17 protein-coding genes and 1 tRNA gene are annotated in these 23,191 nt (G+C 68.6%); 9 read left to right on the top strand and 9 right to left on the bottom strand.

Annotated elements, in window-relative coordinates:
- Window positions 1-4: 4 nt before the first annotated feature.
- The 5 genes from OO60_RS18515 to OO60_RS18495 all read right to left on the bottom strand — a co-directional run bounded on the left by OO60_RS18515 (window position 5) and on the right by OO60_RS18495 (window position 4,167).
- A complete protein-coding gene (locus OO60_RS18515) occupies window positions 5-250 on the bottom strand; it encodes an acyl carrier protein (RefSeq protein ID WP_004559006.1) in 246 nt (81 codons plus the stop codon).
- Window positions 251-324: 74 nt separating this feature from the next.
- Window positions 325-1,308, bottom strand: coding sequence for a beta-ketoacyl-ACP synthase III (locus OO60_RS18510; protein WP_004559007.1), 984 nt, complete (start codon window positions 1,306-1,308; stop codon window positions 325-327).
- Complete coding sequence (locus OO60_RS18505) at window positions 1,305-2,228, bottom strand: ACP S-malonyltransferase (protein WP_081656010.1); 924 nt, start codon at window positions 2,226-2,228, stop codon at window positions 1,305-1,307. Before OO60_RS18505 ends, OO60_RS18510 begins: the two co-directional genes overlap by 4 nt.
- A 156-nt stretch (window positions 2,229-2,384) precedes the next feature.
- A complete protein-coding gene (locus tag OO60_RS18500; protein ID WP_004559009.1) occupies window positions 2,385-2,867 on the bottom strand; it encodes a nitroreductase family deazaflavin-dependent oxidoreductase in 483 nt (160 codons plus the stop codon).
- 85 nt (window positions 2,868-2,952) lie between these two features.
- Window positions 2,953-4,167, bottom strand: a complete 1,215-nt coding sequence (locus OO60_RS18495) for a PucR family transcriptional regulator (RefSeq protein WP_033261767.1) — start codon at window positions 4,165-4,167, stop codon at window positions 2,953-2,955.
- A 117-nt stretch (window positions 4,168-4,284) separates the two neighbouring features.
- Between OO60_RS18495 and OO60_RS18490 the strand changes: the two genes are divergently transcribed.
- The 4 genes from OO60_RS18490 to OO60_RS18475 all read left to right on the top strand — a co-directional run bounded on the left by OO60_RS18490 (window position 4,285) and on the right by OO60_RS18475 (window position 8,512).
- Window positions 4,285-5,193: an ABC transporter ATP-binding protein gene (locus OO60_RS18490; protein ID WP_033261766.1), complete on the top strand. Its 909-nt coding sequence runs from the start codon at window positions 4,285-4,287 to the stop codon at window positions 5,191-5,193.
- Window positions 5,190-6,410 carry an ABC transporter permease gene (locus tag OO60_RS18485; RefSeq protein WP_004559012.1) on the top strand — a complete coding sequence of 407 codons (1,221 nt, stop codon included), beginning with the start codon at window positions 5,190-5,192 and terminating at the stop codon, window positions 6,408-6,410. The genes OO60_RS18490 and OO60_RS18485 overlap by 4 nt, the downstream gene beginning before the upstream one ends.
- A 331-nt stretch (window positions 6,411-6,741) precedes the next feature.
- Window positions 6,742-7,515: a mechanosensitive ion channel family protein gene (locus OO60_RS18480; RefSeq protein ID WP_004559013.1), complete on the top strand. Its 774-nt coding sequence runs from the start codon at window positions 6,742-6,744 to the stop codon at window positions 7,513-7,515.
- 361 nt (window positions 7,516-7,876) lie between these two features.
- Window positions 7,877-8,512 carry a nicotinamide mononucleotide transporter family protein gene (locus OO60_RS18475; RefSeq protein WP_003084483.1) on the top strand — a complete coding sequence of 212 codons (636 nt, stop codon included), beginning with the start codon at window positions 7,877-7,879 and terminating at the stop codon, window positions 8,510-8,512.
- On the opposite strand, the gene OO60_RS18470 is transcribed toward OO60_RS18475, so the two are convergent.
- Together OO60_RS18470 and OO60_RS18465 are read right to left on the bottom strand one after the other, a co-directional pair.
- Window positions 8,493-10,103: an L-lactate permease gene (locus tag OO60_RS18470; RefSeq protein ID WP_003084484.1), complete on the bottom strand. Its 1,611-nt coding sequence runs from the start codon at window positions 10,101-10,103 to the stop codon at window positions 8,493-8,495. The two genes, OO60_RS18475 and OO60_RS18470, sit on opposite strands and share 20 nt — an antisense overlap.
- A 109-nt stretch (window positions 10,104-10,212) precedes the next feature.
- The gene (locus tag OO60_RS18465; protein WP_003084485.1) at window positions 10,213-10,806 is read right to left on the bottom strand and encodes a TetR/AcrR family transcriptional regulator; all 594 of its coding nucleotides are present in this window, start codon (window positions 10,804-10,806) and stop codon (window positions 10,213-10,215) included.
- An 83-nt stretch (window positions 10,807-10,889) separates the two neighbouring features.
- On the opposite strand from OO60_RS18465, the gene OO60_RS18460 reads away from it, so the two are divergent.
- The gene (locus OO60_RS18460; protein ID WP_003084494.1) at window positions 10,890-11,633 is read left to right on the top strand and encodes an SDR family oxidoreductase; all 744 of its coding nucleotides are present in this window, start codon (window positions 10,890-10,892) and stop codon (window positions 11,631-11,633) included.
- Here OO60_RS18460 and OO60_RS18455 read toward each other — a convergent pair.
- Together OO60_RS18455 and aceE are read right to left on the bottom strand one after the other, a co-directional pair.
- The gene (locus OO60_RS18455; RefSeq protein ID WP_003084499.1) at window positions 11,630-12,841 is read right to left on the bottom strand and encodes an alpha-hydroxy acid oxidase; all 1,212 of its coding nucleotides are present in this window, start codon (window positions 12,839-12,841) and stop codon (window positions 11,630-11,632) included. The genes OO60_RS18460 and OO60_RS18455 overlap by 4 nt on opposite strands.
- Before the next feature lie 71 nt (window positions 12,842-12,912).
- The gene (gene aceE / locus OO60_RS18450; RefSeq protein WP_003084501.1) at window positions 12,913-15,708 is read right to left on the bottom strand and encodes a pyruvate dehydrogenase (acetyl-transferring), homodimeric type; all 2,796 of its coding nucleotides are present in this window, start codon (window positions 15,706-15,708) and stop codon (window positions 12,913-12,915) included.
- Window positions 15,709-16,125: 417 nt separating this feature from the next.
- Here aceE and OO60_RS18445 point away from each other — a divergent pair, with 417 nt between their 5' ends.
- The 4 genes from OO60_RS18445 (at window position 16,126) to OO60_RS45885 (ending at window position 23,153) form a co-directional block, all read left to right on the top strand.
- Window positions 16,126-16,557: a DUF3052 domain-containing protein gene (locus tag OO60_RS18445; RefSeq protein ID WP_003084504.1), complete on the top strand. Its 432-nt coding sequence runs from the start codon at window positions 16,126-16,128 to the stop codon at window positions 16,555-16,557.
- A 72-nt stretch (window positions 16,558-16,629) separates the two neighbouring features.
- Complete coding sequence (locus OO60_RS18440) at window positions 16,630-17,091, top strand: peroxiredoxin (RefSeq protein ID WP_003084507.1); 462 nt, start codon at window positions 16,630-16,632, stop codon at window positions 17,089-17,091.
- A 43-nt stretch (window positions 17,092-17,134) separates the two neighbouring features.
- Window positions 17,135-17,209 (top strand) — tRNA-Val (locus OO60_RS18435).
- Between the two features lie 1,489 nt (window positions 17,210-18,698).
- Window positions 18,699-23,153, top strand: coding sequence for a HEAT repeat domain-containing protein (locus OO60_RS45885; protein WP_081911232.1), 4,455 nt, complete (start codon window positions 18,699-18,701; stop codon window positions 23,151-23,153).
- Window positions 23,154-23,191: the final 38 nt, after the last annotated feature.

The raw sequence follows: 23,191 nt of genomic DNA, 5'->3' as shown, positions 1-23,191 counted from the left end.
GGACTTACTTGGAGTTGGCCGACACGTAGTTCACGGCGTCGCCCACGGTCTTGAGGTTGGCGAGCTCGTCGTCCGGGATCTTGACGCCGAACTTGTCCTCGGCCTGCACGGCGATCTCGACCATCGACAGCGAGTCGATGTCCAGGTCGTCCACGAACGACTTCTCGGCGGTGACGTCGTCCTGAGCCACACCGGCCACCTCTTCGACGATCTCGGCGAGGCCGGCGAGGATCTCAGCGTTGTCAGCCATGGGGTAGTTCCCTTCTCGGTCCATCTGGGGGTCTGTTTCCCTCGGGCGAATGCCCGCGGGGAGCGTAACGGTGATCAGGGGCAGAGGAACGCCTGCCCGGCGTAGGACAGGCCCGCGCCGAACCCGACCGCCAGCACCACGTCGCCGGACTTGGCCGTCCCGGCCTTGCGCATGTGGTCCAGCGCGAGGGGGATGGACGCCGACGAGGTGTTGCCGGAGTACTTGATGTCGTCGGCGACGACCATGTCGTCGCGGGCGCCGTTGGCCCGCAGCTTCTTCGCGATCGCCTCGACGATCCGCAGGTTCGCCTGGTGCGGGATCAGCACGTCCACATCGGACGGCTTCAGCCCGGCGGCCTCGAGCGCCTGCATGGCGATCGGCGCGATCTTCGTGGTCGCCCACCGGAAGACCGACTGGCCCTCCTGGTAGATGTACTTCTCGTCGCGCATGTAGATCAGGTCGACCAGGTCGCCCGCGCTGCCCCACGACACCGGGCCGATGCCCGGCTCGTCGGACGGGCCGACGACCGCGGCGCCCGCGCCGTCGGCGAAGATGATCGCGTTGGCCCGGTCGACCGGGTCGACCGAGTCGGTGAGCTTCTCCGCCCCGATGACCAGGACCTTCTTCGCCGAGCCGGCCCGGATGAGGTCGGAGGCGACGCCGAGGCCGTAGCAGAACCCGGCGCACGCGGCGTTGAGGTCGAACGCGCCGGGGCTGGGGATGCCGATCCGGGCGGCGACCTGGGCGGCGGCGTTCGGGATCAGCGTCGGCATGGTGCAGTTCGGCAGGATCACCGTGTCCACTTCGGACGGGTCGACGCGAGCGTCGGCCAGCGCGGCGGTGCCGGCGGCGACGGCCATGTCGGTGAGCAGTTCGTCCTTTTCGGCGAACCGGCGCTCGACGATCCCGACGCGGGTCTGGATCCACTCGTCGTTGGTGTCCATGGTCTGCGACAGGTCGTCGTTGGTGACGATCTTCGCGGGCTGGTAGCTGCCGACACCCAGCACGCGGCTGCCGCGGGAGCCGGTGGTCAGGCTCAGGGCGGGTCGGTCGGTCACGAGGCGTCCTCCTGGCGCAGCGCCGCCAGCTCGGCCGGCGTCTTCAGCGCGGTGATAGTGGTGACGACACCCTTGAGCTGCCGCTTGACCAGGCCGGTCAGGGTGCCCGCGGGCGCGAGTTCGATCGTGCGGGTGACGCCGAGGGAGACCAGGCCGTCCATCGTCAGGTCCCAGCGGACCGGGCGGGTGACCTGGGAGACCAGCCGCGCCAGGTACTCGGCCCCGCTGGTGACGACGGCACCGTCCGCGTTGGACAGCAGCGGCCGGGTGGGGTCGGCCGGGGTCAGCTCGGCGGCGTGGGCGCGCATCGCCTCCTCGGCGGGCGCCATGTACCGCGTGTGGAACGCGCCGGCGACCTTGAGGGCGCGGATCTTCGTGCCTTCGAGGGGTTCGGCGACGATCTTCGCGATCGTGTCGGCGGCGCCGGAGGCGACGATCTGGCCGGCACCGTTGCGGTTCGCCGCGGTCAGGCCCTGTTCTTCGAGCCACGCGACGACCTGCTCGGGGTCACCGAGCATGACCGCGGCCATCGACGTCGGTTCCAGGGCGCATGCCTTCGCCATCTCGGCGCCGCGGACGGCGGCGAGCGCGACGGCGTCTTCGGGCTTCAGCACCCCGGCGATCGCGGCGGCCGCGAGCTCGCCGACGGAGTGGCCGGCGACCGGCGCGTCCGCGGGCACCGGCGCGGTGGCCTGGAGGTGCTCGAAGGTGAGCAGCGACAGGGCGACGATCAGCGGCTGCGCGATCGCGGTGTCCTGGATCTCCTCGGCTTCGGCCTCGGTCCCGAGGCGGAGCAGGTCGAGCCCCGCGCGCTCGGACCACTGCGCGACGCGCTCGCGCGCGCCGTCGAGGTCGAGCCAGGGCGTGAACATACCGGGGGCCTGGGACCCCTGACCGGGAGCGAGGACTGCTGCTGTCACCCTTCAAGAAAACACGGCAAACGGTGTTTCCCGGGATGCCGACGTTCACAGTGTCTGTGCGGCGTCTTTGTCGGAACCCTCCAAAGACGCGCCGCAGAAGCTCGCGCGTAACCCGGAAGCCTTGTCGGGTTCAATCACCTTTCGCTGTTAAGTCCATCACGTGACGGCCGTCTCGGGAAGGGTCAATTCCTGCGGCGTGAGCAGGACGACGGGGATCTCGCGCTCGGTCTTGCGCGTGTACTCGTCGTAGAGCGGGAAGATGGCCGCCATCATCGTCCACAGGTGCCCGCGCTCGTCGGCGGACGCGACCCGGGCGCGGGCGGTGAACCGGCGGGTGCCCACCTGGACCCCGACGCTCGGCTCGGCCACGAGGTTCTTGAACCAGGCCGGGTCTTCGTCGGCGCCCCCTTTGGACGCGACGACGACGAAGTCCTCGCCCGAGGTCCCGTAGATCAGGCAGGCGCGGCGGGGCACGCCGGTCCGGCGGCCGGTGGTGGCGAGGATGAGCGTGCGCAGCCCGTTCGACTCGTGGCCCACGGTGCCACCCGATTCCAGGTAGGTGCGCGTCTGTTCGCCGACCCAGTCCCACTGCGGGTCGGCGGAGTCGGTGGCGCGGTCGAGGTCGTCGGCGACGGCCATGGAAGCTCCTTCCGGGGGTGGACCGGCCCGGTGCCGCTCCTGTTTTCGAGACGAAGCCGGGGCCCGGGTTTCGACATCCGCGGCGTCACCAAAGCCCGCGGGCCCGCGCCAGCCGGCCCACGGTCAGCGCGATCCGCAGCACCAGGGCGTCGCGCGGGTCGGTCGGCTGGCAGCCGGTGAGGTCCGCCGCCTTCCGCAGCCGGTAGCGCACCGTGTTCGGGTGGACGAACAGCGTCTTCGCGCACGTCTCCAGCACGCCGCCGCTCTCCAGGTACGCCTCCACCGTGCGCTGCAGCGTCGGGCCGGCCTCCTCCAGCGGCCGCGCGATGGTGTCCACCAGCAGGCGCTCGGCCTCCGCGTCCCCCGACAGCGCGCGCTCGGGCAGCAGGTCCGCCGACCGCACCGGGCGGGGCGCGCCCGGCCAGCCGACCACCGCCCGCAGCCCCGACAACGCCTCCGTCGCGCTGTGGTGGGCCTCCGCCAGCGTCGGCACGGTCGGGCCGGCCACCACCGGGCCCTCGGCGAACGCGACCGACATCCGGGTCAGGATCTCCCGCTCCTTCACCCCGCCGTCGGTCGGTCCGCCGACCACGACCACCAGCCGGGAGCCCTGCACCGACAGCAGCACCGGCCGCCCGACGCGGGCCGCGCGGCTGCGGACCTCGAACACCACCGTCGGCGGGTCCTCCGACGGCGGGTTGCCGACGAGCACGGTCGCCGCCGCCGTGGGGTCCCAGCCCAGGGCCGTGGCCCGCGAGAGCACCGACTCCTCGGCGTCGCCGCGGACGATGCCGTCGACGACCAGCGCCTCCAGCCGGGCGTCCCAGGCGCCGCGGGCCTCCGCCGCGGCGGCGTAGGAGTTGGCCGCCGCGAACGCGATTTCCCGGCCGTAGCGCAGGATTCCCTCGATCAGAGCGGCGCGTTCGGCCTCGTTCGCCGCGAACTCCGGCAGCTGCTCCTCGAAGACCTCGATGGCCAGCCGCACCATGCCGACCGCCTGGCGCAGGCTGATCCACCGCGACAGCTCGGCCGGCGCGTCCCGGAACGCCTCGGTCGTCAGCTTCAGCGCTTCCTTGGAGTCCCGCAGCCAGCCGACGAAGCCGGCGGCCCCCGCCTGGGTGATCAGCAGGACGCTCGCGCGCTGGTCGGCGGGCAGCCGCGCGAACCACGGGAGCCGCCGCTCCATCACCGCGATGCTCGCGCTCGCCAGGTCGCCGGACGCGCGTTCCAGCCGCCGGAGCGTCTTCGCGGACAGTCCGTGGTGCTTCGGCACCGGGCGCGGGGCGGGGGTTCCATCCATGGCGACGCGATCCTACGTGCCCGCAACTTTCGTAGCCCCCGGCGGCAACGCGCGAGGGTAGGCGGGGCGTGTACGAACTGCCTAGGATCGTGGCCACGACCGAACGGGGGAACCGGAATGACCGGTTTGGAAATAGACGGGGTGTCCAAACGCTACGGCGACGTGGTCGCCCTGCGGGAAATGACGTTCGACGTCCGGCCGGGGGAGCTGTTCGGCTTCGTCGGCAGCAACGGCGCCGGCAAGACCACGACCATGCGGATCGCGCTCGGCGTGCTGTCCGCCGACGCCGGCGAAGTCCGCTACGACGGCGTGCCGGTGACGCACGAAACGCGCCGTCACATCGGCTACATGCCCGAGGAGCGCGGGCTTTACCCGAAGATGAAGGTGGCCGAGCAGCTGACGTACCTGGCGCGGCTGCACGGCATGCCCGCGGCCGACGCGCGGGCGTCGGCGGAGAAGTGGACCGAACGGCTGGGCGTCGCCGGCCGCCGCGACGACGAGGTCCAGAAGCTGTCGCTCGGCAACCAGCAGCGCGTCCAGCTGGCCGCGGCGCTGGTGCACGAGCCGCGGATCCTGGTGCTCGACGAGCCGTTCTCCGGCCTCGACCCGGTCGCGGTCGACGTGATGAGCCAGGTGCTGAAGGAGAAGGCGGCCGAGGGGGTGCCGGTCGTGTTCTCCAGCCACCAGCTCGATCTGGTGGAACGGCTCTGCGACCGCGTCGGCATCGTCCGCAGTGGACAGATGGTCGCCCGCGGCACGGTCGACGAGCTGCGGGCCGGTGGCGCGCTGCGGCTGCGGGTCGACGTCCCCGACGCCCGCGAGGGGTGGGCCGACGGCCTGCCCGGCGTCAAGGTGCTCGGCCGCACCGGCTCGGTGACCGAGCTCGAGCTCGGCGAGGACGCCGACGACCAGGCCGTGCTCAAGGCGGCCCTGGCCACCGGGCCGGTCCACGAGTTCGCCCGCGAACAGCCGTCCCTGACCGACCTGTTCCGCAGCGTCGTCACGACCGAGGAGGTTCCCGCATGAGTACCCCGGTCCCGGACGTCCGGATGAGCCCGGCGGCGGCCGTCGGCCTGGTCGCCTCCCGCGAGATCAGCACGCGGGTGAAGTCGAAGGCCTTCCGCGTCAGCACGGTGATCATGCTGCTGCTGATCGTGGTCGGCATCGTGCTGATCAAGCTGATCGCCGGCGGCGGCGGACCCGACGCGAAGGTCGGCTTCACCCCGGCGACCGCCGCCTTCTCGGCGCCGCTGAAGGCGGCCGGGCAGGCCGTCGACGAAAAGGTCGAGACCAGCCAGGTCGCCGACGAGGCCGCCGGGCGCGCCAAGCTGGCCGACGGCTCGCTCGACGCGCTCCTCACCGGCGACGGCAAGAGCGTGCACGTCCAGGTGAAGAAAGACCTCGACGGCAAGCTCGCGAACGTCCTGCAGCTGCTGTCCCAGCAGGTCGCGGTCAACCAGCAGGTGACCGCCCTCGGCGGGAACCCGGCGCAGTTCCAGGCCGCGATCGCTGCGGCGAAGTTCGTCGAGGACCCGCCGCTGGAGCAGCCGTACGACTACAACGGCCAGCAGCTCGTGCTGGGCATCGTCGCCGGCATCCTGATCTACCTGTCGCTGATGATCAACGGTCAGAGCGTGGCGCAGGGCGTCGTCGAGGAGAAGACGTCTCGGGTGGTCGAGCTGCTGCTGTCGACGATCAAGCCGTGGCAGCTGATGGCCGGGAAGGTGCTCGGGATCGGGGTGGTCGGGCTGATCCAGATGCTCGTCATCGGGATCGGCGGGGTGGTCGCCGGGCTGGCGACGGACGTGCTGACGATTTCGGTTTCGGCGGCCGTGGGCACGGTCGTCTGGCTGATCGTGTGGTACCTGCTCGGGTTCTTCATGTACTCGATCGTGTTCGCCGCGCTCGGGGCGCTGGTTTCGCGCCAGGAAGACGTCGGCGGCGCGACGATGCCGGCCCTGATGTTCGTGATCGCCGGGTACGTGATCGGTATTTCGGTGCTGCCGTCGGATCCGGGCAACACGTTCGTCGAAGTGCTTTCGGTGATTCCGGTGTTCTCGCCGACGCTGATGCCGATGCGGCTGGCGATGGGCGGGGTGCCCGTTTGGGAAGCGGTGGTGTCGGTGGGGCTGGTGGTGCTGCTGATTCCGGCGCTGATCTGGCTGGCCGCGCGGATCTACCGGAATGCGGTCATGCGCACCGGGGCGAAGGTGAAACTCCGCGACGCCCTGCGCGCCGCCTGACGTTCTCCCGCTGTTCATCCGGCCCCCGGCGCGCTGCCGCGAATGACTCATTCGGGACCTCCGAGGTCGCGAATGAGTCATTCGCGACATCCGGGGTGAGGCGTGGCCGGCCGGGTCACCGCCACTTTGCCCGTAAAAGGCTCGAGGCCGCCCGGCGCTTGCGGTTTACGCTGCGCCGGACGGCCTCGTCTCCCCGGTCCCCACCGGTAGAACCAGTATGGCCACGGGTGATCTTCGCGCGCCAGTCGTCTCACTCGATCGTGGGGCGCACGAGTTGCCGCCCCTGGGTACTTGATCGACGATCCGGTGCAAATCCGTGGAGGGAGTCGGTATGGGCCAGCAACTGAAGGACGGGCTCGGGCAGGCGTGGAACCTGGTGGCCACGTTCGTCCCGAAACTCGTGGGATTCCTGATCATCCTGCTGATAGGCTGGTTGATCGCGAAAGCCGTCTCGAAAGGGCTGGCGCTCGTGCTCGGGAAAGCCGGTTTCGGGAAACTCGTCGACAAGACGGGGCTGAGCGGGAAGATCGGCCAGCAGAAGATCGACGCGACCGCGATCCTCGTCAAATTGGTCTACTACTTCATTCTGCTGATCGCGCTGCAGCTGGCGTTCGGCGTGTTCGGGCCGACCAACCCGGTGAGCCAGCTGCTCAACGACATCATCGCGTTCCTGCCGCGGATCGTGGTGGCGCTGGTGCTCGTGGTGGTCGCGGCGGCGATCGCGAAGGTCGTGCGTGACGTGGTCGCGTCGGCGCTGTCCGGCCGCGGCGCGGCACGCCCGCTGTCGCTGGGCGCTTATTGGCTGATCATGGCGTTCGGCATCATCGCGGCGCTCGGCCAGGTGAACATCGCGACGGCGATCACCGGCCCGATCCTGATCGCGGTGCTGGCGACGATCGGCGGCGTGATCGTGGTCGGCTTCGGCGGCGGCCTGATCAAGCCGGCCCAGGACCGCTGGCGCGGCTGGCTGGCGAACATGGAGCACCAGCTGGAGACGCCGCAGCAGCGCACGAGCGAGATGCCGGCCGCCGCGCGGCCGCGCACGACGGTGGGAGCGGACAACACCCCGACCCCGCCGGCCGGCACCCCGCGCCCGCAGATCTGAGCGGAGGGGAGTGGCGCGGGCCCGGCGGTCGGGGAAGCCGCCGGGCCCGCACCGCGCCCGGGGTCGCCGCCCGGGGTCGCGAATGACTCATTCGCGGCTTCCGAGGTCCCGAATGAGTCATTCGCGACCTCCCGCAGCGCTCGGCACGCCGCGCGGGTGCCGCGCCGCGCGGGCGAGCTGCCGCGCGGGCGAGCTGCCGCACCTTCCCCGGCTCCCGGGCCGCGTCCGCCGCGTGAACGGACCACCGCTCCGCGGCGGACCCTCGCCGTCCCACGCCTCGGGATGTCTCGCCCCTCACACTCCCTAGGGAATTCCCCTCCTCCGGAGCATGTTGGGAGCGGTAGGACGAAAGGGGCGTCACGTGGACTTCCTGCTGCACCACGGGATCACCGTGCTCGGCCAGTGGATCTCGATCGCGGAGCTCGCCGGGCAGGTGTTCGCGCTCGCCGTCGTGTTCCTCGCGCAGCGTCGCACCCTGTGGACGTGGCCCGTGCAGGTCGGGGCCACCGTGCTCCTCTTCGCCGTCTACGTCTCCGCGCACCTCGGCGGGCTCGCCGCGCGGCAGGTCGCCATCCTCGCCATCTCCGTCTACGGCTGGTGGGCCTGGACGCGCCGGCAGGACCCGGTGTTCGGCGTCGTCGTCCGCAAGGGCCGGCTCGCCGAACGGCTCGCCATGCTCGGCGCCTTCGCCGTCGGTACCACCGTGATGGCTCTCGTCCTCGACGCACTCCACGCGTCCTGGGCGCCGTGGCCGGACGCCGCCATCTTCGTCGGCACCCTGGTCGCCTTCGGGGCGCAGGGGCTGGGGCTCGTCGAGTTCTGGCTCGTCTGGCTGGCCGTCGACGCGATCGGCGTCCCGCTGCAGATCTCCTCCGGGCTGTACTTCTCCGCCGCCATCTACATCGTCTTCGCCGGGCTCGTCGTGCACGGCTGGTGGAGCTGGAACCGCTCGGCCGAACGCGTGGCGGGGCGGCAGGTCACGGCAGCATCCAGCTGAGCGCCGCCGTGCTCTGACCCCACACGATCAGGCACATCACCAGCAGCAGCCCGACGCTCCACGGCAGCACCCGCCGCAGCAGCTTCCCCTCCTCGCCGGGCAGGTTCGCCGCCACGCAGGCGATGGTGAGGTTCTGCGGCGAGACCATCTTGCCGAGGACGCCGCCGGAGCTGTTCGCCGCGGCCAGCAGGTTCGCCGGCAGGCCCGTCTGGTGCGCCGCCGTCACCTGCAGGGCACCGAACAGCGCGTTCGACGAGGTGTCGGACCCCGAGACGGCGACGCCGAACCAGCCCAGCACCGGCGAGAGGAACGCCAGGCCGGCGCCCGCGGCGGCGATGAACGTGCCGATCGTCGACGTCTGGCCGGACAGGTTCATCACGTAGGCCAGCGCGAGCACGCCGGTCACGGTGAGGATCGCGAACCGCAGCTCCTTGACCGTCGCCAGCCACTCCCGCGCGGTGTCGCTCGCCGAAACGGCCAGCAACGCCGCCGTGATGACGCCCGCCAGCAGCACGAGCGTCCCGCCGGTGTTGAGGAACGGCAGCGAGAAGGTGTTGCCGGAGACCGGTTTCCCGTTCGGCCCGGCGACGTTCAGCCCGGGCCAGCGGAACTTCCAGGTCGCCTTGTCCAGCAGCTTCTTGACCGGCGGCAGCACGGCGATCGAGAAGATCACGATGATGAGCAGGTACGGCAGGTACGCCTTGACGACGTCGCCGCGCGAGTCCTCCGGCGGCGCCTCGGCGGTCGCCGTGCCGCCGGTGCCGATCCGGACCGCTTCGGGGACCGGACGCCGGGTCTGGGGTAGCGCGACCAGCGCGGCCGCGCCGGCGAGCGCCGCGCCGATGTCCGCCAGCTGCGGCGACACGTAGTTCGAGGCGAGGAACTGCACGACCCCGAACGCGACCCCGCAGACGAGCGCGGGCAGCCAGGTGTCACGCAGGCCGCGCTTCCCGTCGACGATGATCACTAGCAGCAGCGGCACGACCAGCGCGAGCAGCGGCGTCTGCCGCCCGACGATCGACGAGACCTCCTGCAGCGGCAGCCCGGTGACCTGGGCGAGGGTGACGACCGGGGTGCCCATCGCGCCGAAGGCGACCGGCGCGGTGTTGGCGACCAGCGCGACGACGGCCGCCTTGACCGGGTGGAACCCGACGGCCACCAGCATCACCGCGCTGATCGCAACCGGCGCGCCGAAGCCGGCGAGGGCTTCCATGAGCGCGCCGAAGCAGAAGGCGATGATGAGCGCCTGGATGCGCGGGTCGTCGGAGATCCGGCCGAACGAGCGGCGCAGGACGTCGAAGTGCCCGGTCCGCACGGTGAGCCGGTAGATCCACAACGCGTTCACGACGATCCACATGATCGGCCACAGCCCGAACGCGGCACCTTCGAGCGCCCCGGAGACGGCCTGCACGACCGGCATCCCGTACGCGGCCACCCCGACCACGAGCGCGACGAGCAGCCCGATGAGGGCGGCGTGGTGCGCCCGCATCCGCACGGCGCCGAGCAGCACGAGGACGGTGGCGAGCGGCAGCGCGGCGACGAGCGCGGACAGGCCCAGCGAACCGAGGGGAGTCAGATCCTGCACGAACACGGGCGACCTCCGTTTCCACGATGCGAAAACGGCCTTTCGGCGGGTGCCCGAGATCTTCGTCACAAACCGGTCGGTCCGTCAAGAAGTTGAGACCGGTTGGCCCAATCCGTCAACGCTTGACCGGCAGCACCGCGAGGGCGGTCTCGGCGATGCCGCGCAGGTCGGCCCGGTCGCAGCCGCCCTTGCCGAGGGCTTCGATGCCGCGCATGGTCGCCAGCAGGAGCCCGGCCAGCCGGGCCGGGTCGTGGCCGTCGGCGATGTCCCCCGCGCGCTGGGCCCCCGCGACGCAGGCGGTCAGCAGGCCGTTCAGTTCGCGGAACGCCGCGCGGGCGCGGTTCGCGATCTCGGTGTCGTGCTCCGCGCACTCGGCCGCGGCTTTCGCGATGAGGCAGCCCCGGTGGATGTCGTCCGCGACGACGGCCTCGGCGTCGGCCAGGACGTAGTCGCGGAGCCGCTGGTAGGCCTCGCTGTCAGGGCCTTCGAGCTTGCGGCGCGCGCCTTCGACCGCGGTGGTGCAGTGGTCGTCGAAGATGCGCACGAAGAGGGCGTGCTTGTCGCCGAAGGCGCCGTAGAGGCTGCCTTTGCCGAGGCCGGTGGCGGCGGCGATGTCGTCGATCTTCGTGCCCGCGTAGCCGGTCGACCAGAACCGGTCCCGCGCCGTGCGCAGGACCGTGCCTTCGTCGAAGCTGCGGGGTCTCGCCACGGCTCCAGGATAGGCATTCTTGACTGTCTCGTCCAGAACGGCGTACGTTCTGGACGAGACAGTCAAGAATTCGGGAGGGCAGCATGAAGCTGGCGGACAAGACCGCGCTCGTGACCGGCGCGGGAACCGGCATCGGGCTGGGGATCGCGAAGCGGTTCGCGGCCGAGGGTGCGCACGTCGTCATCACCGGACGGCGCAAGGAGGTCCTCGACGACGCCGTCGCCGAGATCGGCGGTTCGGTGCAGGCGATCCGCGCCGACTCCGCGAACCTCGCCGACCTGGACGAGGTCTACCGCGCGATCGCCGAGCGCGGCCGCGGCCTGGACGTCGTGGTGGCCAACTCCGGCGGTGGCGTCACCGCCCCGCTCGGCGAGATCACCGAAGAGCAGTTCGACGTCACCTTCGGCACGAACGTCAAGGGCGTGCTGTTCACCGTGCAGAAGGCGCTGCCGCTGCTCAACGAGAAGGCGTCGGTCATCATCACCGGGTCGACGACGTCGACCCGGGTGGCACCGGGGATGAGCGTCTACGCCTCGACGAAGGCCGCCGTCCGCAACTTCGCCCGCACCTGGGCGCTCGACCTGCAGGGCCGCGGCGTGCGCGTGAACGTCCTGAGCCCGGGGCCGACGCTCACCCCCGGCCTGCTCGGCCTGGCCGAACCCGGCGAGCAGCAGGCGATGGTGGAGCGGATGGCGGAGGCGGTCCCGCTGGGCCGGCTCGGCGACCCGGCGGAGATCGCGGCCGCCGCGCTGTTCCTGGCCACCGACGAGGCGAGCTTCGTCAACGGCGTCGAGTTCTTCGTCGACGGCGGCCAGGCGCAGGTCTAACGCAGGGTGGCGTGGCTCGGCGTCAGGTCCTTCAGGGTCCGGACGCCGAGCAGCTGCATCGTGCGGACCATTTCCGTCCGCAGGATGTCGACGCACCGCTGGACGCCGCGCTCGCCGCCGGCCATCAGGCCGTACAGGAAGGCGCGGCCGACCAGGACCGCGTCCGCGCCGCGGGCGATCGCCGCCACGATGTCGCCGCCGGACAGGATGCCGGTGTCGATCCAGACCTCCGCGCCGCCCTGGACCTCGTCCAGGACCGCCGGGAGCAGCTCCAGCGGCGTCGGGGCGCGGTCGAGCTGGCGGCCGCCGTGGTTGGAGATCAGGACCGCGTCGGCGCCGTGCTTCACGACGTCGCGGGCGTCGTCGACGTTCTGGACGCCCTTGACCACCAGCTTCCCCGGCCAGGTCCGGCGGACCCAGTCGAGGTCGTCGTAGTTCAGCGTCGGGTCGAAGAGCTTGTTCAGCAACTCCGCGACCGTGCCGCCGAAGTGGTTGAGCGAAGCGAACTCCAGCGGCTCGGTGGTGAGCAGGTTGAACCACCACGCCGGGTGCGTCGCGCCGTCGAGGAACGTCTTGAGCGTCAGCGCCGGCGGGATGGTCAGGCCGTTGCGGACGTCGCGCAGGCGGGCACCGCCGACCGGGGTGTCCACGGTCAGCATCAGCGTGTCGTAGCCCGCGGCCCACGCCCGATTCATCAGATCTTCGCCGGCGCCGTGGTCGCGCCAGACGTAGAGCTGGAACCACTTGCGCGCGCCCGGCGCGGCCTCGGCGAGGTCTTCGATCGACGTCGTCGCCATCGTCGAAAGGCCGACCGGGATGCCGTTGCGCTCGGCGACGCGGGCCACCGCGCGCTCGCCCTCGTGCTGCATCATCCGGGTGAACCCGGTGGGCGCGAAGGCGAACGGCAGCGCCGACGTCTTCCCGAGGATCTCGCGGCTGGTGTCCACATCGGACACCCCGCGCAGCACGTTCGGGTGAAACTCGACGCGGCGGTACGCCTGCCGGGCGCGGCGCAGGCTGTCTTCGAGCTCGGCCGCGCCGTCGGTGTAGTCGAACGCCGCCCGCGGGGTGCGCTTGCGCGCGATCGTCCGCAGGTCGGCGATGGTGTGGGCGTTCGCCAGCCGCCGGTCCGTCGGGTTCAGCACGATCGGCTTCGGCCGCAGGATCTGCTGCAGCTCGCTCGGCTTCGGCAGTCGTCGCTTCGTCACCTTGACCCACTCCCTACGTGCCCGGGCCCGGCAGACATCCGATGTCTGCCGGGCCCGAACCTAGCACCAGGTCACGCGTTCCCGGAATCCGACGTCTGCGGCCCGGCGGCCGAGATGTCGTCGAGCCGGTACTTCGTGGCCGCCTCCAGGACCTTCGCGTGGTCGATTTCGCCGCGCTTGGCCAGGATCGACAGCGCGCCGGCGGTGATCGACTCGGCGTCGACCAGGAACTTCCGCCGCGCCGCCGGCCGGGTGTCGGAGAAGCCGAACCCGTCGGTGCCCAGCGTCAGCATGTCGGTCGGGACGTACGGGCGGATCAGGTCCGGCACCGCGCGCATCCAGTCCGACACCGCCACGACCGGCCCGTTCGTGCCCGAGAGCTTCTCGGTGACGTACGGCACGCGCGGCTCGCTGCCCGGGTAGAGCAGGTTGTCGTGGTCGATCTCGACGGCCTCGCGCCGCAGCTCGGTCCACGACGTCGCCGACCACACCGCGGCCCGCACGCCCCACTCCTCGGCCAGCATCTTCTGCGCCTTCAGCGCGTCCGGCATCGTGACGCCGGAGACGAGGATCTGCACCTCCGGGCCGTCGCCCGCGGGCGCGTCGGCGTACTTGTACAGACCCTTGAGCAGGCCGTCGACGTCGAGGTTCTCCGGCTCGGCGGGCTGCTGGTACGGCTCGTTGTAGATCGTCATGTAGTAGAAGACGTTCTCGCCGTTGCCGTCCGGGCCGGTCTCGCCGTACATCCGGCGCAGGCCGTCCTTGACGATGTGCGCGATCTCGAACGACCACGCCGGGTCGTAGGCCACCGCGGCCGGGTTGGTCGCCGCCAGCAGCAGCGAGTGCCCGTCCGCGTGCTGCAGGCCCTCACCCGTCAGGGTGGTCCGGCCGGCGGTGGCGCCGAGGACGAACCCGCGGGCCATCTGGTCGGCGGCCGCGTACAGGCCGTCACCCGTCCGCTGGAACCCGAACATCGAGTAGAAGATGTAGATCGGGATCATCGGCTCGCCGTGCGTCGCGTACGACGTGCCGACGGCGGTGAACGACGCCGTCGAGCCGGCCTCGTTGATGCCCTCGTGCAGCAGCTGGCCCTTCTCGGACTCCTTGTAGGCCAGCATCAGGCTCGCGTCGACCGAGGTGTAGGTCTGGCCGTGCGGGTTGTAGATCTTGGCCGTCGGGAACATCGAGTCGAGGCCGAAGGTGCGGGCCTCGTCCGGGATGATCGGGACGACCCGCTTGCCGATCTCGGAGTCCTTCGCCAGCTCGCGGACCAGCCGGACGAACGCCATCGTCGTGGCGACCTCCTGCTTGCCGGAGCCCTTCCGGATGCCCTCGTAGACCTTGTCGCCGGGCAGCACCAGGGCCTTCGCGGCCTTCGGACGGCGTTCCGGCAGGAAGCCGCCGAGCGCCTTGCGGCGGCCGATCAGGTACTCGATCTCGGGCGAGTTCGCGCCCGGGTGGTAGTACGGCGGCAGCTTCGGGTCGCGCTCGAGCTCCTCGTCGCTGATCGGGATCCGCTGCGAGTCGCGGAACAGCTTGAGGTCGTCGAGGGTGAGCTTCTTCATCTGGTGCGTGGCGTTGCGGCCCTCGAACGCCGGGCCGAGGCCGTAGCCCTTGATCGTGTGGGCCAGGATCACCGTCGGCTGGCCGTGGTGCTCCAGCGACGCCTTGTAGGCCGCGTACACCTTCCGGTAGTCGTGGCCGCCGCGCTTGAGGTTCCAGATGTCGGCGTCGGAGAGGTCCTTGACCAGGTCCTTCGTCCGCGGGTCGCGGCCGAAGAAGTGCTCGCGGACGAAGGCGCCGTCGTTGGCCTTGTACGTCTGGTAGTCACCGTCCGGGGTGACGTTCATCAGGTTGACCAGCGCGCCGTCGCGGTCGGCGTGCAGCAGCGAGTCCCACTCGCGGCCCCAGATCACCTTGATGACGTTCCAGCCGGCGCCGCGGAAGTACGACTCCAGCTCCTGGATGATCTTGCCGTTGCCGCGCACCGGGCCGTCGAGCCGCTGCAGGTTGCAGTTGATCACGAAGGTCAGGTTGTCGAGGCCCTCACCGGCCGCGACGTGGATCAGGCCGCGGGATTCGGCCTCGTCCATCTCGCCGTCGCCGAGGAACGCCCAGACGTGCTGGTCGTTCGTGTCCTTGATGCCGCGGTCGCGCAGGTAGCGGTTGAACCGGGCCTGGTAGATGGCGTTCATCGGGCCGAGGCCCATCGACACCGTCGGGTTCTCCCAGAAGTCCGGCATCAGCCGCGGGTGCGGGTACGACGGCAGGCCGCCGCCCTCACCCGCGTGGCTGAACTCCTGGCGGAAGCCGTCGAGCTGCGACTCGCTCAGCCGGCCCTCGAGGAACGCGCGGGCGTAGATGCCGGGGGAGGCGTGGCCCTGGATGTAGATCTGGTCGCCGCCGCCGGAGTGGTCCTTGCCGCGGAAGAAGTGGTTGAAGCCCACCTCGTACAGCGCGGCGGAGGAGGCGTACGTCGAGATGTGGCCGCCGACGCCGACGCCGGGACGCTGCGCCCGGTGCACCATGATCGCCGCGTTCCAGCGGATCCAGGCGCGGTAGCGGCGCTCGATGTCCTCGTCGCCGGGGAACCAGGGCTCGTTCTCGGTGGGGATGGTGTTGACGTAGTCCGTCGAGGTCAGCGCCGGGACGCCGACGTTCCGCTCCCGGGCGCGCTCGAGGATGCGCAGCATCAGGTACCGGGCCCGCTGCTGCCCGCCCCGTGCGAGGGCCTCGTCGAAGGAGTCCAGCCACTCGGCGGTCTCCTCCGGGTCGATGTCGGGCAGGTGCGCCGCCAGTCCGTCACGGATGACGCGTACGCGTGCCGGGGTCTCCTTGCCGGAGGCGCCGTCGTTCTGCGGGGCCAAGGGGTCTCCTTGCGAAAAGTTGTAGCCGGTGGTGCTCGTGCGCGGGGGTGTACGACTCTCCATCGTCGTCTTCCGTCCCGGCTTCCGCACCGCTACTTGGCGGTAACATCGGCCGTCCCGGTCGAGCCACTCCCAGCGCGCGGTGTATCGCGCGCGCGTTTACTTCTCCCCCACCCTAGGGGACGGCACCCGAAGGGGTGGCAGACCGGGGGCGCGAGGTACCCGAAACGCCGTCGCGGCGGGCCGGTCGCGGGCCGTATCCTGCGACACGAGTTGTCAAAGATCCGGTGTGGACGGTTGCGCGCGGAGCCTCACCAGTGTTCGCTATCGGCAACCGGGTCGCCGAGTGTGGCGCCGCCGTACCCTCGAAGAGGGTGGGGGATGCCACACTCCGTCGTAGTTGGAGGAGTGAAAGCAGTGGTCGCCGCGGGAGACGCTGATCAGAGCAGCGTCGCCGAGAGGCTCGGCATCAAGCCCGAGATGGTGGTCCAGGAGATCGGCTGGGACGAGGACGTCGACGACGACGTCCGCGCGGCGATCGAGGAGCAGATCGGCGGGGACATCCTCGACGAGGACGCCGACGAGGTCATCGACGTGGTGCTGCTGTGGTGGCGCGAGGACGACGGCGATCTCGGCGACGCGCTCATCGACGCCAGGGGCCCCCTGGAGGAGACCGGCGTGATCTGGGTGCTCACCCCCAAGACGGGACAGCCAGGGCACGTCGAGCCGAGCGAAATCGCCGAAGCGGTGCCTGCCGTGGGCCTGGCCCAGACCGCCAACATCAGTGTCGGCCCGAACTGGATCGGCACCCGCCTGGTGTCGCCCAAGTCGAAGTCGAAGCAGCGCTGAGCCGGTCCCGCCGGACGGACACGATAGGGTTGTCGTCGCAGGCACGTGTCCGTTCGGGAGAGGAAACGCGGTATGGCCGTCGAGGTCGGTTCTGAGGCCCCTGACTTCACGCTCAACGACTACAACAAGCAGCCGGTCCAGCTGTCGTCGTTCCGGGGTGACAAGCCGGTGCTGCTGGTCTTCTACCCCTTCGCGTTCAGCGGCATCTGCACGGGCGAGCTGTGCCAGCTCCGCGACGAGTTCGCGGACTACGACAACAAGGGCGTCCAGGTACTGGGCGTCTCGGTCGACACGCCGTTCTCGCTGAAGGCGTGGGCCGACAAGGAGGGCTACCAGTTCCCCCTGCTGTCGGACTTCTGGCCGCACGGCGAGGTGGCGCGCTCCTACGGCGTCTTCAACGAGGACGCGGGCCTGGCGGTCCGCGGCACGTTCCTGATCGACACCTCCGGTGTGGTCCGGTTCGCCGAGGTCAACGCGCCGGGCGAGGCCCGCGACCAGCAGGGCTGGAAGAAGGCCGTGGCCGAACTGGCCTGAGTTTTCCCACGGCGGCGGTTCCTTCACGGGGCTGCCGCCGTGCGGGCGCATAGCTCAGCGGAAGAGCACTCGGCTTACACCCGAGCGGTCGCAGGTTCGAACCCTGCTGCGCCCACCAGCGGAAACGGGGCCCCAAGATCATTGAGGACCCCGCCGACATCACCGATTGACATCAGTCGCTGTCCGCCGGCGGAGCGGCAGCAGTGTGACGTAAGTCATCCTCCCGTGCCGGAGTAGGCTGTCCTGCTGAAACGTCGTGTTGACATTCTCCGGCCGCAGTCCGCCGGCCCGAGGACGTGGGGCCAGTGCGGGATCCCAAGGTTCGCTGGATCACTTGTTCAGTTCACACTCCTTGTATCGCTCATGTGTTCGATCGAGGTGTGCGTTGCAGCTTGCAAAGCGTCCAGCTGGCCGGTGACCGCTGCTGCGGGGTTCGGGCTGTGGTCGGGTTGGTGCTCGGGATGACGGCTGCGCCGGGCTGGGATCAGCCTCACTGACCGCAGGTTCCGCGTTCACGGTGAATGGAGCGGGCTCGGGTGCACGCTGCCGAGGTGGCCACGAATGAGCGTCAGCGGTAGGTCCGAGCGCCCGCAGGGGCTGTAGCGCGCATCCTGCCTGGCGTGCCTGCCGGCATGGGCGACTCGCTCGTCGAACACATCGCTGGCCTGCATTCGTCGCAGTCGCCAACGCGTCCTCTGTCCTGGGTCCAGCCGCGCAGCGGCACTCGGAGGCTGCGCACGGCGGCGGGGCTGAGGCGAAGCTGTCCGGACGCTCGCAAGATGCACCCTGGCCGTGGACGCCTACGCCGTCGCGGAGCACCTCCGACACTGCCCCCAGATCGCCCCCATGACGCTCGCCCGGCAGCGCGGCGAAGGCCACCACCTCAGGTCTTGTGAGCCTGTCGAGCCACGACAGCCACTCGCGACCTAGGGAGGGACGGCTTCCGCCGTGCCGTTGCCTGCAGCGACCTCGGGCTGTGGTGCGTGGCGGCGATGGATAACCGGCGTGTGATCAGTGGAATGCTGGTCGAGGTCGCGCCGGCGTGGTGTGACGTGGTGGCGAAGGCCGGTCATCCGCGCCTACCCGAGCGAACGCCGAGCCTGCCGACATTTCAGGTGCTGCGACCAGCAGGCAGGTCGACGACGCTGCGGACGGACCGGCGGACGCCCGCCCGTATCGGCGGAACCGGCAGCTAACTGCGCGACATCTTCGAGCGCAGCTTCCACCGTCTCAACAGTTCCGTCCATCGCCGCTTGATTCAGCGAACCGCCACCGGTCATCGGAGCGTCGTCAGCCTGACCGATCTGGCCATCTCGGCGTCGAGGACGGCTCTGGGGTGAATCGTCCACTTTTGTTCAGCAGGGTGTAACGATGGGGGATTGTTCCGCGATAGCTATCGGCGACGGTTCATCTCGCGGAGGGGTTGGGTTATGGAGACGGCGCTAATCCGCTGGCGGCTCTTGCTGTCGTAGGTTGAGGCAGAGGCCAACGTGGAACCCGGTCGGCGGCTCCAGGGTGCCGCCAGATTTTCTGGGTGTGAATGATGGCCAGGGGTCCGCGTAAACGACGTAATCACAGTGGCACCTACCTGCGGGAGGACTCGAGTCATGATCGGTTCCCCGTTCGATGCAGTCCTGAAGCGACTGGCCAAAAAGTCGGTGCGGTTCTACCTGGAGCCCTCCTTTCGAACTCATCAGATCGGTGAGGAAGAAGCCGGGCCGCTGATGTTCCCGCAGTTGATCGAACAACTTTCTACGTTGCGTCCATGTACATGGTCGATCAACGGTGGTCCTGGTGCTGGAAAAACCACTGCGATCGAACAAGTGGCAATATCGCTTCTGAAGAACGACGTGCTGTGCATTGTTTTGGACAACAGAGTGCTGCGCCACAGAGACGTCGGCGGGGTGACCGTCAAGGAATTTGCCAAGTCGGAACGCTATTCTGAGATTGATTTGCCTCTGTGGAAGTCTCGCGTCAAGCATGGGAAGATCGTCTTCCTTGTCGACGGGCTCAACGAGCTGGAACGCGAGTTCTCCGGAACTTCGACTTGGACGTTCGTGCGAAGGCTGATTGACGGAGGGCACGATTTTCCGGTACTGACGACTTCGCGTTATGACGTGGAGGACCTCGGTCTGGCAAACCTGCGCGACATCGTAAACCTAACGCTTTCCCCGCTCGACGAAAACGCGATCAAAAACTATATCAGCGCTCGCGGGGGGCTCAAAAGCGACACGATCGCCGCAATCAAAGCATCAGGAATGATCGGCGTCGCGTCCAACCCATTCATGTTGTCCCTGCTGACGGACTGGCTTCTCGGCACCCAATCGAGCGAACAGCGGCAGATCCCGAGGTCGCGGTCTGAACTGCTGCTGGAAACCGTTGTGCGGCCCAAGGTGCAGAATCGCCTCGGCGCCCTTGAGAAGGCGGCTGAGCGCCATGGGCTCGGCATGGAGTCGACCTTGTGTGCTGCCGCCATCGCGGCGATCACCTCCTCAACGAAGGATGCGAACTTCTCCACCGTCGACCTTGAAGCCCTGCTGGGCCGCGTGTGGAACGGCGACGAAGTTGCCCACGTTGTGCGAGCGTTCATTGACACCCAGATGGTCCTTCCTGTGCTCTCGGATCAAGAGGCGGAAGGCTTGCATACTCTCTTTCATCCGGCTTTCATCGACTTCGGTCTTGCCCTCGGCTGGCGCTCGGTCGACCTACCGACAATGGCATGGGATCTGGATCTCCTTGAACAGTGCATTGGCGACTGGGTTGGCCTGCAATCCAATCCGGACATCGCCGTTCGCGAGTTGTTGGAACTCGACCGAACTTACCTCCGTCCGGAGCTGATTGTCGACATCTTACTGGCTAATCGCGGGGTTTTGTGCGATGAAACACGGGCCATGGTCTGGCAATTTCTAGGGGGCTGTTTCAAAGGCGCGAGAGCTACACGTGATTCGCTCGCTGTAGCCTTGAACAAGCTGCCGGCGTCACTGCTCGCGGAAGGGGTTCAGCAGGGTCTTCTGCGACCGCTTGGTCACGACAATCCTGAACTGGCGGACAAAATTCTGTTCGCTCTGCGCAGCGAATCAATGAACGCAGAGTCGTTGCAGCAGATGCGTCGCGCGGACTTGCGAAAGAAAAAGTTGCCTTCGCGCGATAAGCGTCAACCCGACCCGGACGATTCGCTTCTCCTTCAGCGATTCGAAGAACTGCAGTCGGGCGCGACACCGCATGTCCGTCGTAATGCGGCCAACTGGCTTGGGTTCAACGGCGCTCCGGAACACATTGCTCAGCTGACCACTGTCATGCGCTCTGATCCGGACGACTCTGTACGCGGGGCCACGGCGATCGCGCTCGGAAACATCGGTTCATCTGAAGCGCTACCGGCCCTCGTCGAGTGTCTGCACTCCGACGCAGGGGACGACGTTCGGGGTTCGGCGGCGAACGCTCTGGGGCGTATTGGTTCGCCTGATGCGGTGCCTTCGCTGGTCAAGGCGCTGAGCGCCGATTCGGGAGACAACGTTCGGGGTTCGGCGGCGAACGCTCTGGGGCGTATTGGTTCGCCTGATGCGGTGCCTTCGCTGGTCAAGGCGCTGAGCGCCGATCCGGGAGACAACGTTCGGGGTTCGGCGGCGAACGCTCTGGGGCGTATTGGTTCGCCTGACGCGGTGCCTTCGCTGGTCAAGGCGCTGAGCAACGATACCGACCCTTACGCCCGTGGTTCTGCGGCCGAAGCCCTCGGCCACATCGGCTCACCCGATGCTCTTCCGGCCCTCACCGCCGCATTGGGCTCCGACATCGAGGTCGCTGTTCGCGGTTCTGCGGCAGACGCCCTTGGGCGTATTGGATCGCCTGATGCAGTGCCTTCTCTGGTCGAGGCGTTGAGCATCGACTCGGCGGACAACGTGCGCGGAACCTCGGCGAACGCTCTCGGCCGCATCGGCTCACCCGATGCTCTTCCGGCCCTCACCGTCGCATTGGGCTCCGACATCGAGGCAGCAGTTCGGGGTTCGGCGGCGAACGCTCTGGGGCGTATTGGTTCGCCTGACGCGGGGCCTTCGCTGGTCAAGGCGCTGAGCGCCGATCCGGGAGACAACGTTCGGGGTTCGGCGGCGAACGCTCTTGGGCGCATCGGTTTACCCGACGCGGTGCCTTCGCTGGTCGAGGCGCTGACCAATAATGCCGACCCTTACGCCCGTGGTTCTGCGGCCGAAGCTCTCGGCCGCATCGGCTCACCCGATGCTCTTCCGGCCCTCACCGTCGCGTTGGGCTCCGACATCGAGGCGGCAGTTCGCGGTTCCGCAGCAAGTGCCCTCGGGCGCATCGGCTCGCCAGACGCTGTGCCGTTCTTGGTCAGAGCGTTGAGCACCGACTCGGCGGACAACGTTCGCGGAACCTCGGCGAACGCCCTCGGCCGCATCGGCTCACCCGAGGCCGTGCCGTCACTCATCAAAGCACTGAGGACCGATCCGGCAGACAATGTCCGCGGCGTCTCGGCAAACACACTCGGCCGCATTGGCTCGCCCAAAGCATTTGGCGATCTGCGAACCATCATTGAAAACCCCGAAGAAAGTTACAGCGTGCGGCGAGGCGCGGTGGGAGCCCTGGCCGGCCTCAACATCCACGTTCCGGAGTGGCTTCCCGCCATCGCCGACCGCTTCAGGCCCGCCACGCGAGAAGCACGCGCTTTCCGAGGCGCGATCGTCAACTTCGTGGCCCAGCGCCCGATCACCGGAGAGACGAGGCAGTGGCTCGATGAGGTCGCCCGACGGGACCCCGATCCCATCAACAGGACGACGGCCATCGTCGGCCTGTCACGAGATCAGCAGATCACACCCGACCTGATCAGATTCACCATCGCGCCGACCACTCCACGCCGCGACGGAAGACCTCATGACACCGACAACGGCGTGCTCGGTGTGACCGCGTCCGCCGTCGTCAGGATGGCCGGCTACGACCTGGACACCGCCCTCGCCCTTCTCGACGATGTCACGGACCTCGTGGTCGACGCGGACACCCGGTCATCGACCATCCAGTCCGTCGTGTCTCAGATCCGGCACCTCTCACTGGACAGAGCCGAGCAGGTCATCGGGCGAATGCGGACCCGCGTCGGCGACCGGCCGAGTGTAAACAAATTCTTCGAGTCGACCTTCAGCAACGAGGTCGCTTTGCTCAAGCGCCGCCAGCTCGCAGCGGCCGATCTGGATTCCTTGGCCAATTCTCCCGAAAAAACCTTGTCAAGCTTCCGCGACGCACGAAGGTCGAGGTTCGAGGTGGCAACCCCTTCGCAAGTTCCCAAGCGCGTCAACGTGGCGTTGGTGACGGCCGTACCCACTGAGACCAGGGCCCTTCACGACGTCCTTCGAAGTAGGGGGATCGCGACCCAGGAAGTGCAGCGAGCCGGACGCTTCTACGACGTGTTCGAACTTCCGACTTTCGACCAGCAACAACCGGTCCGAGTGGTGACTACCCAGGCTACCGACAAGGGCGGTCAATCGTCGTCCGCCGTCACCCATGCGATCCTCGAGGAATTCAAGCCGGAACTGGTCTTCCTCGTCGGTGTGTGTGCGGGCTTCGGCGAGCGCGGGGTGTCGTTGTTCGACGTCATCCTGGCCCGACAGGTGTTCAACTACGACCCTGAGAGGATCACGCCGACCCAAAACGGTAGTCGTCCACGGATCTACCCGACTGACGAATATCTCTTGCGGCTCGCGGCAAACCTGGACAACAAGAGGCTGCTCGAACCTGCTCTCGATGGCGGGAAACTCTTCATCAAGGACTTTGCGAGCGGCGAGAAGGTCGTCGCCTGGCACGAAGCCGATCTTCGTCGGCAACTTCTCGACCTGTCGGTGGACTTGTACGGGGTGGAGACCGAGGCGCACGGGCTCATGCACGCCATCTGGGAGACCTTCAAGGCTGAGAACTTCGTCAACGGCGCGATGTTGAAATGCGTAAGCGATCTCGGTGACGAGGATATGGGTGTAAACAAAACAGAGAAGCAAGAGAAGGCGGCGCGCCTCGCTGCCAATGTTGCGCTCGACATCACTGCAGCGTTCCGTCGAACGTCCTGACACCGACATGCGGTGTCTCGGGAACGATGCCTCCCAGG

The organism is Amycolatopsis vancoresmycina (assembly GCF_000716785.1).
In the GTDB taxonomy this organism is placed as follows: Bacteria; Actinomycetota; Actinomycetes; order Mycobacteriales; family Pseudonocardiaceae; genus Amycolatopsis; species Amycolatopsis vancoresmycina.
This window is presented reverse-complemented; position numbering and strand designations above follow the sequence as displayed.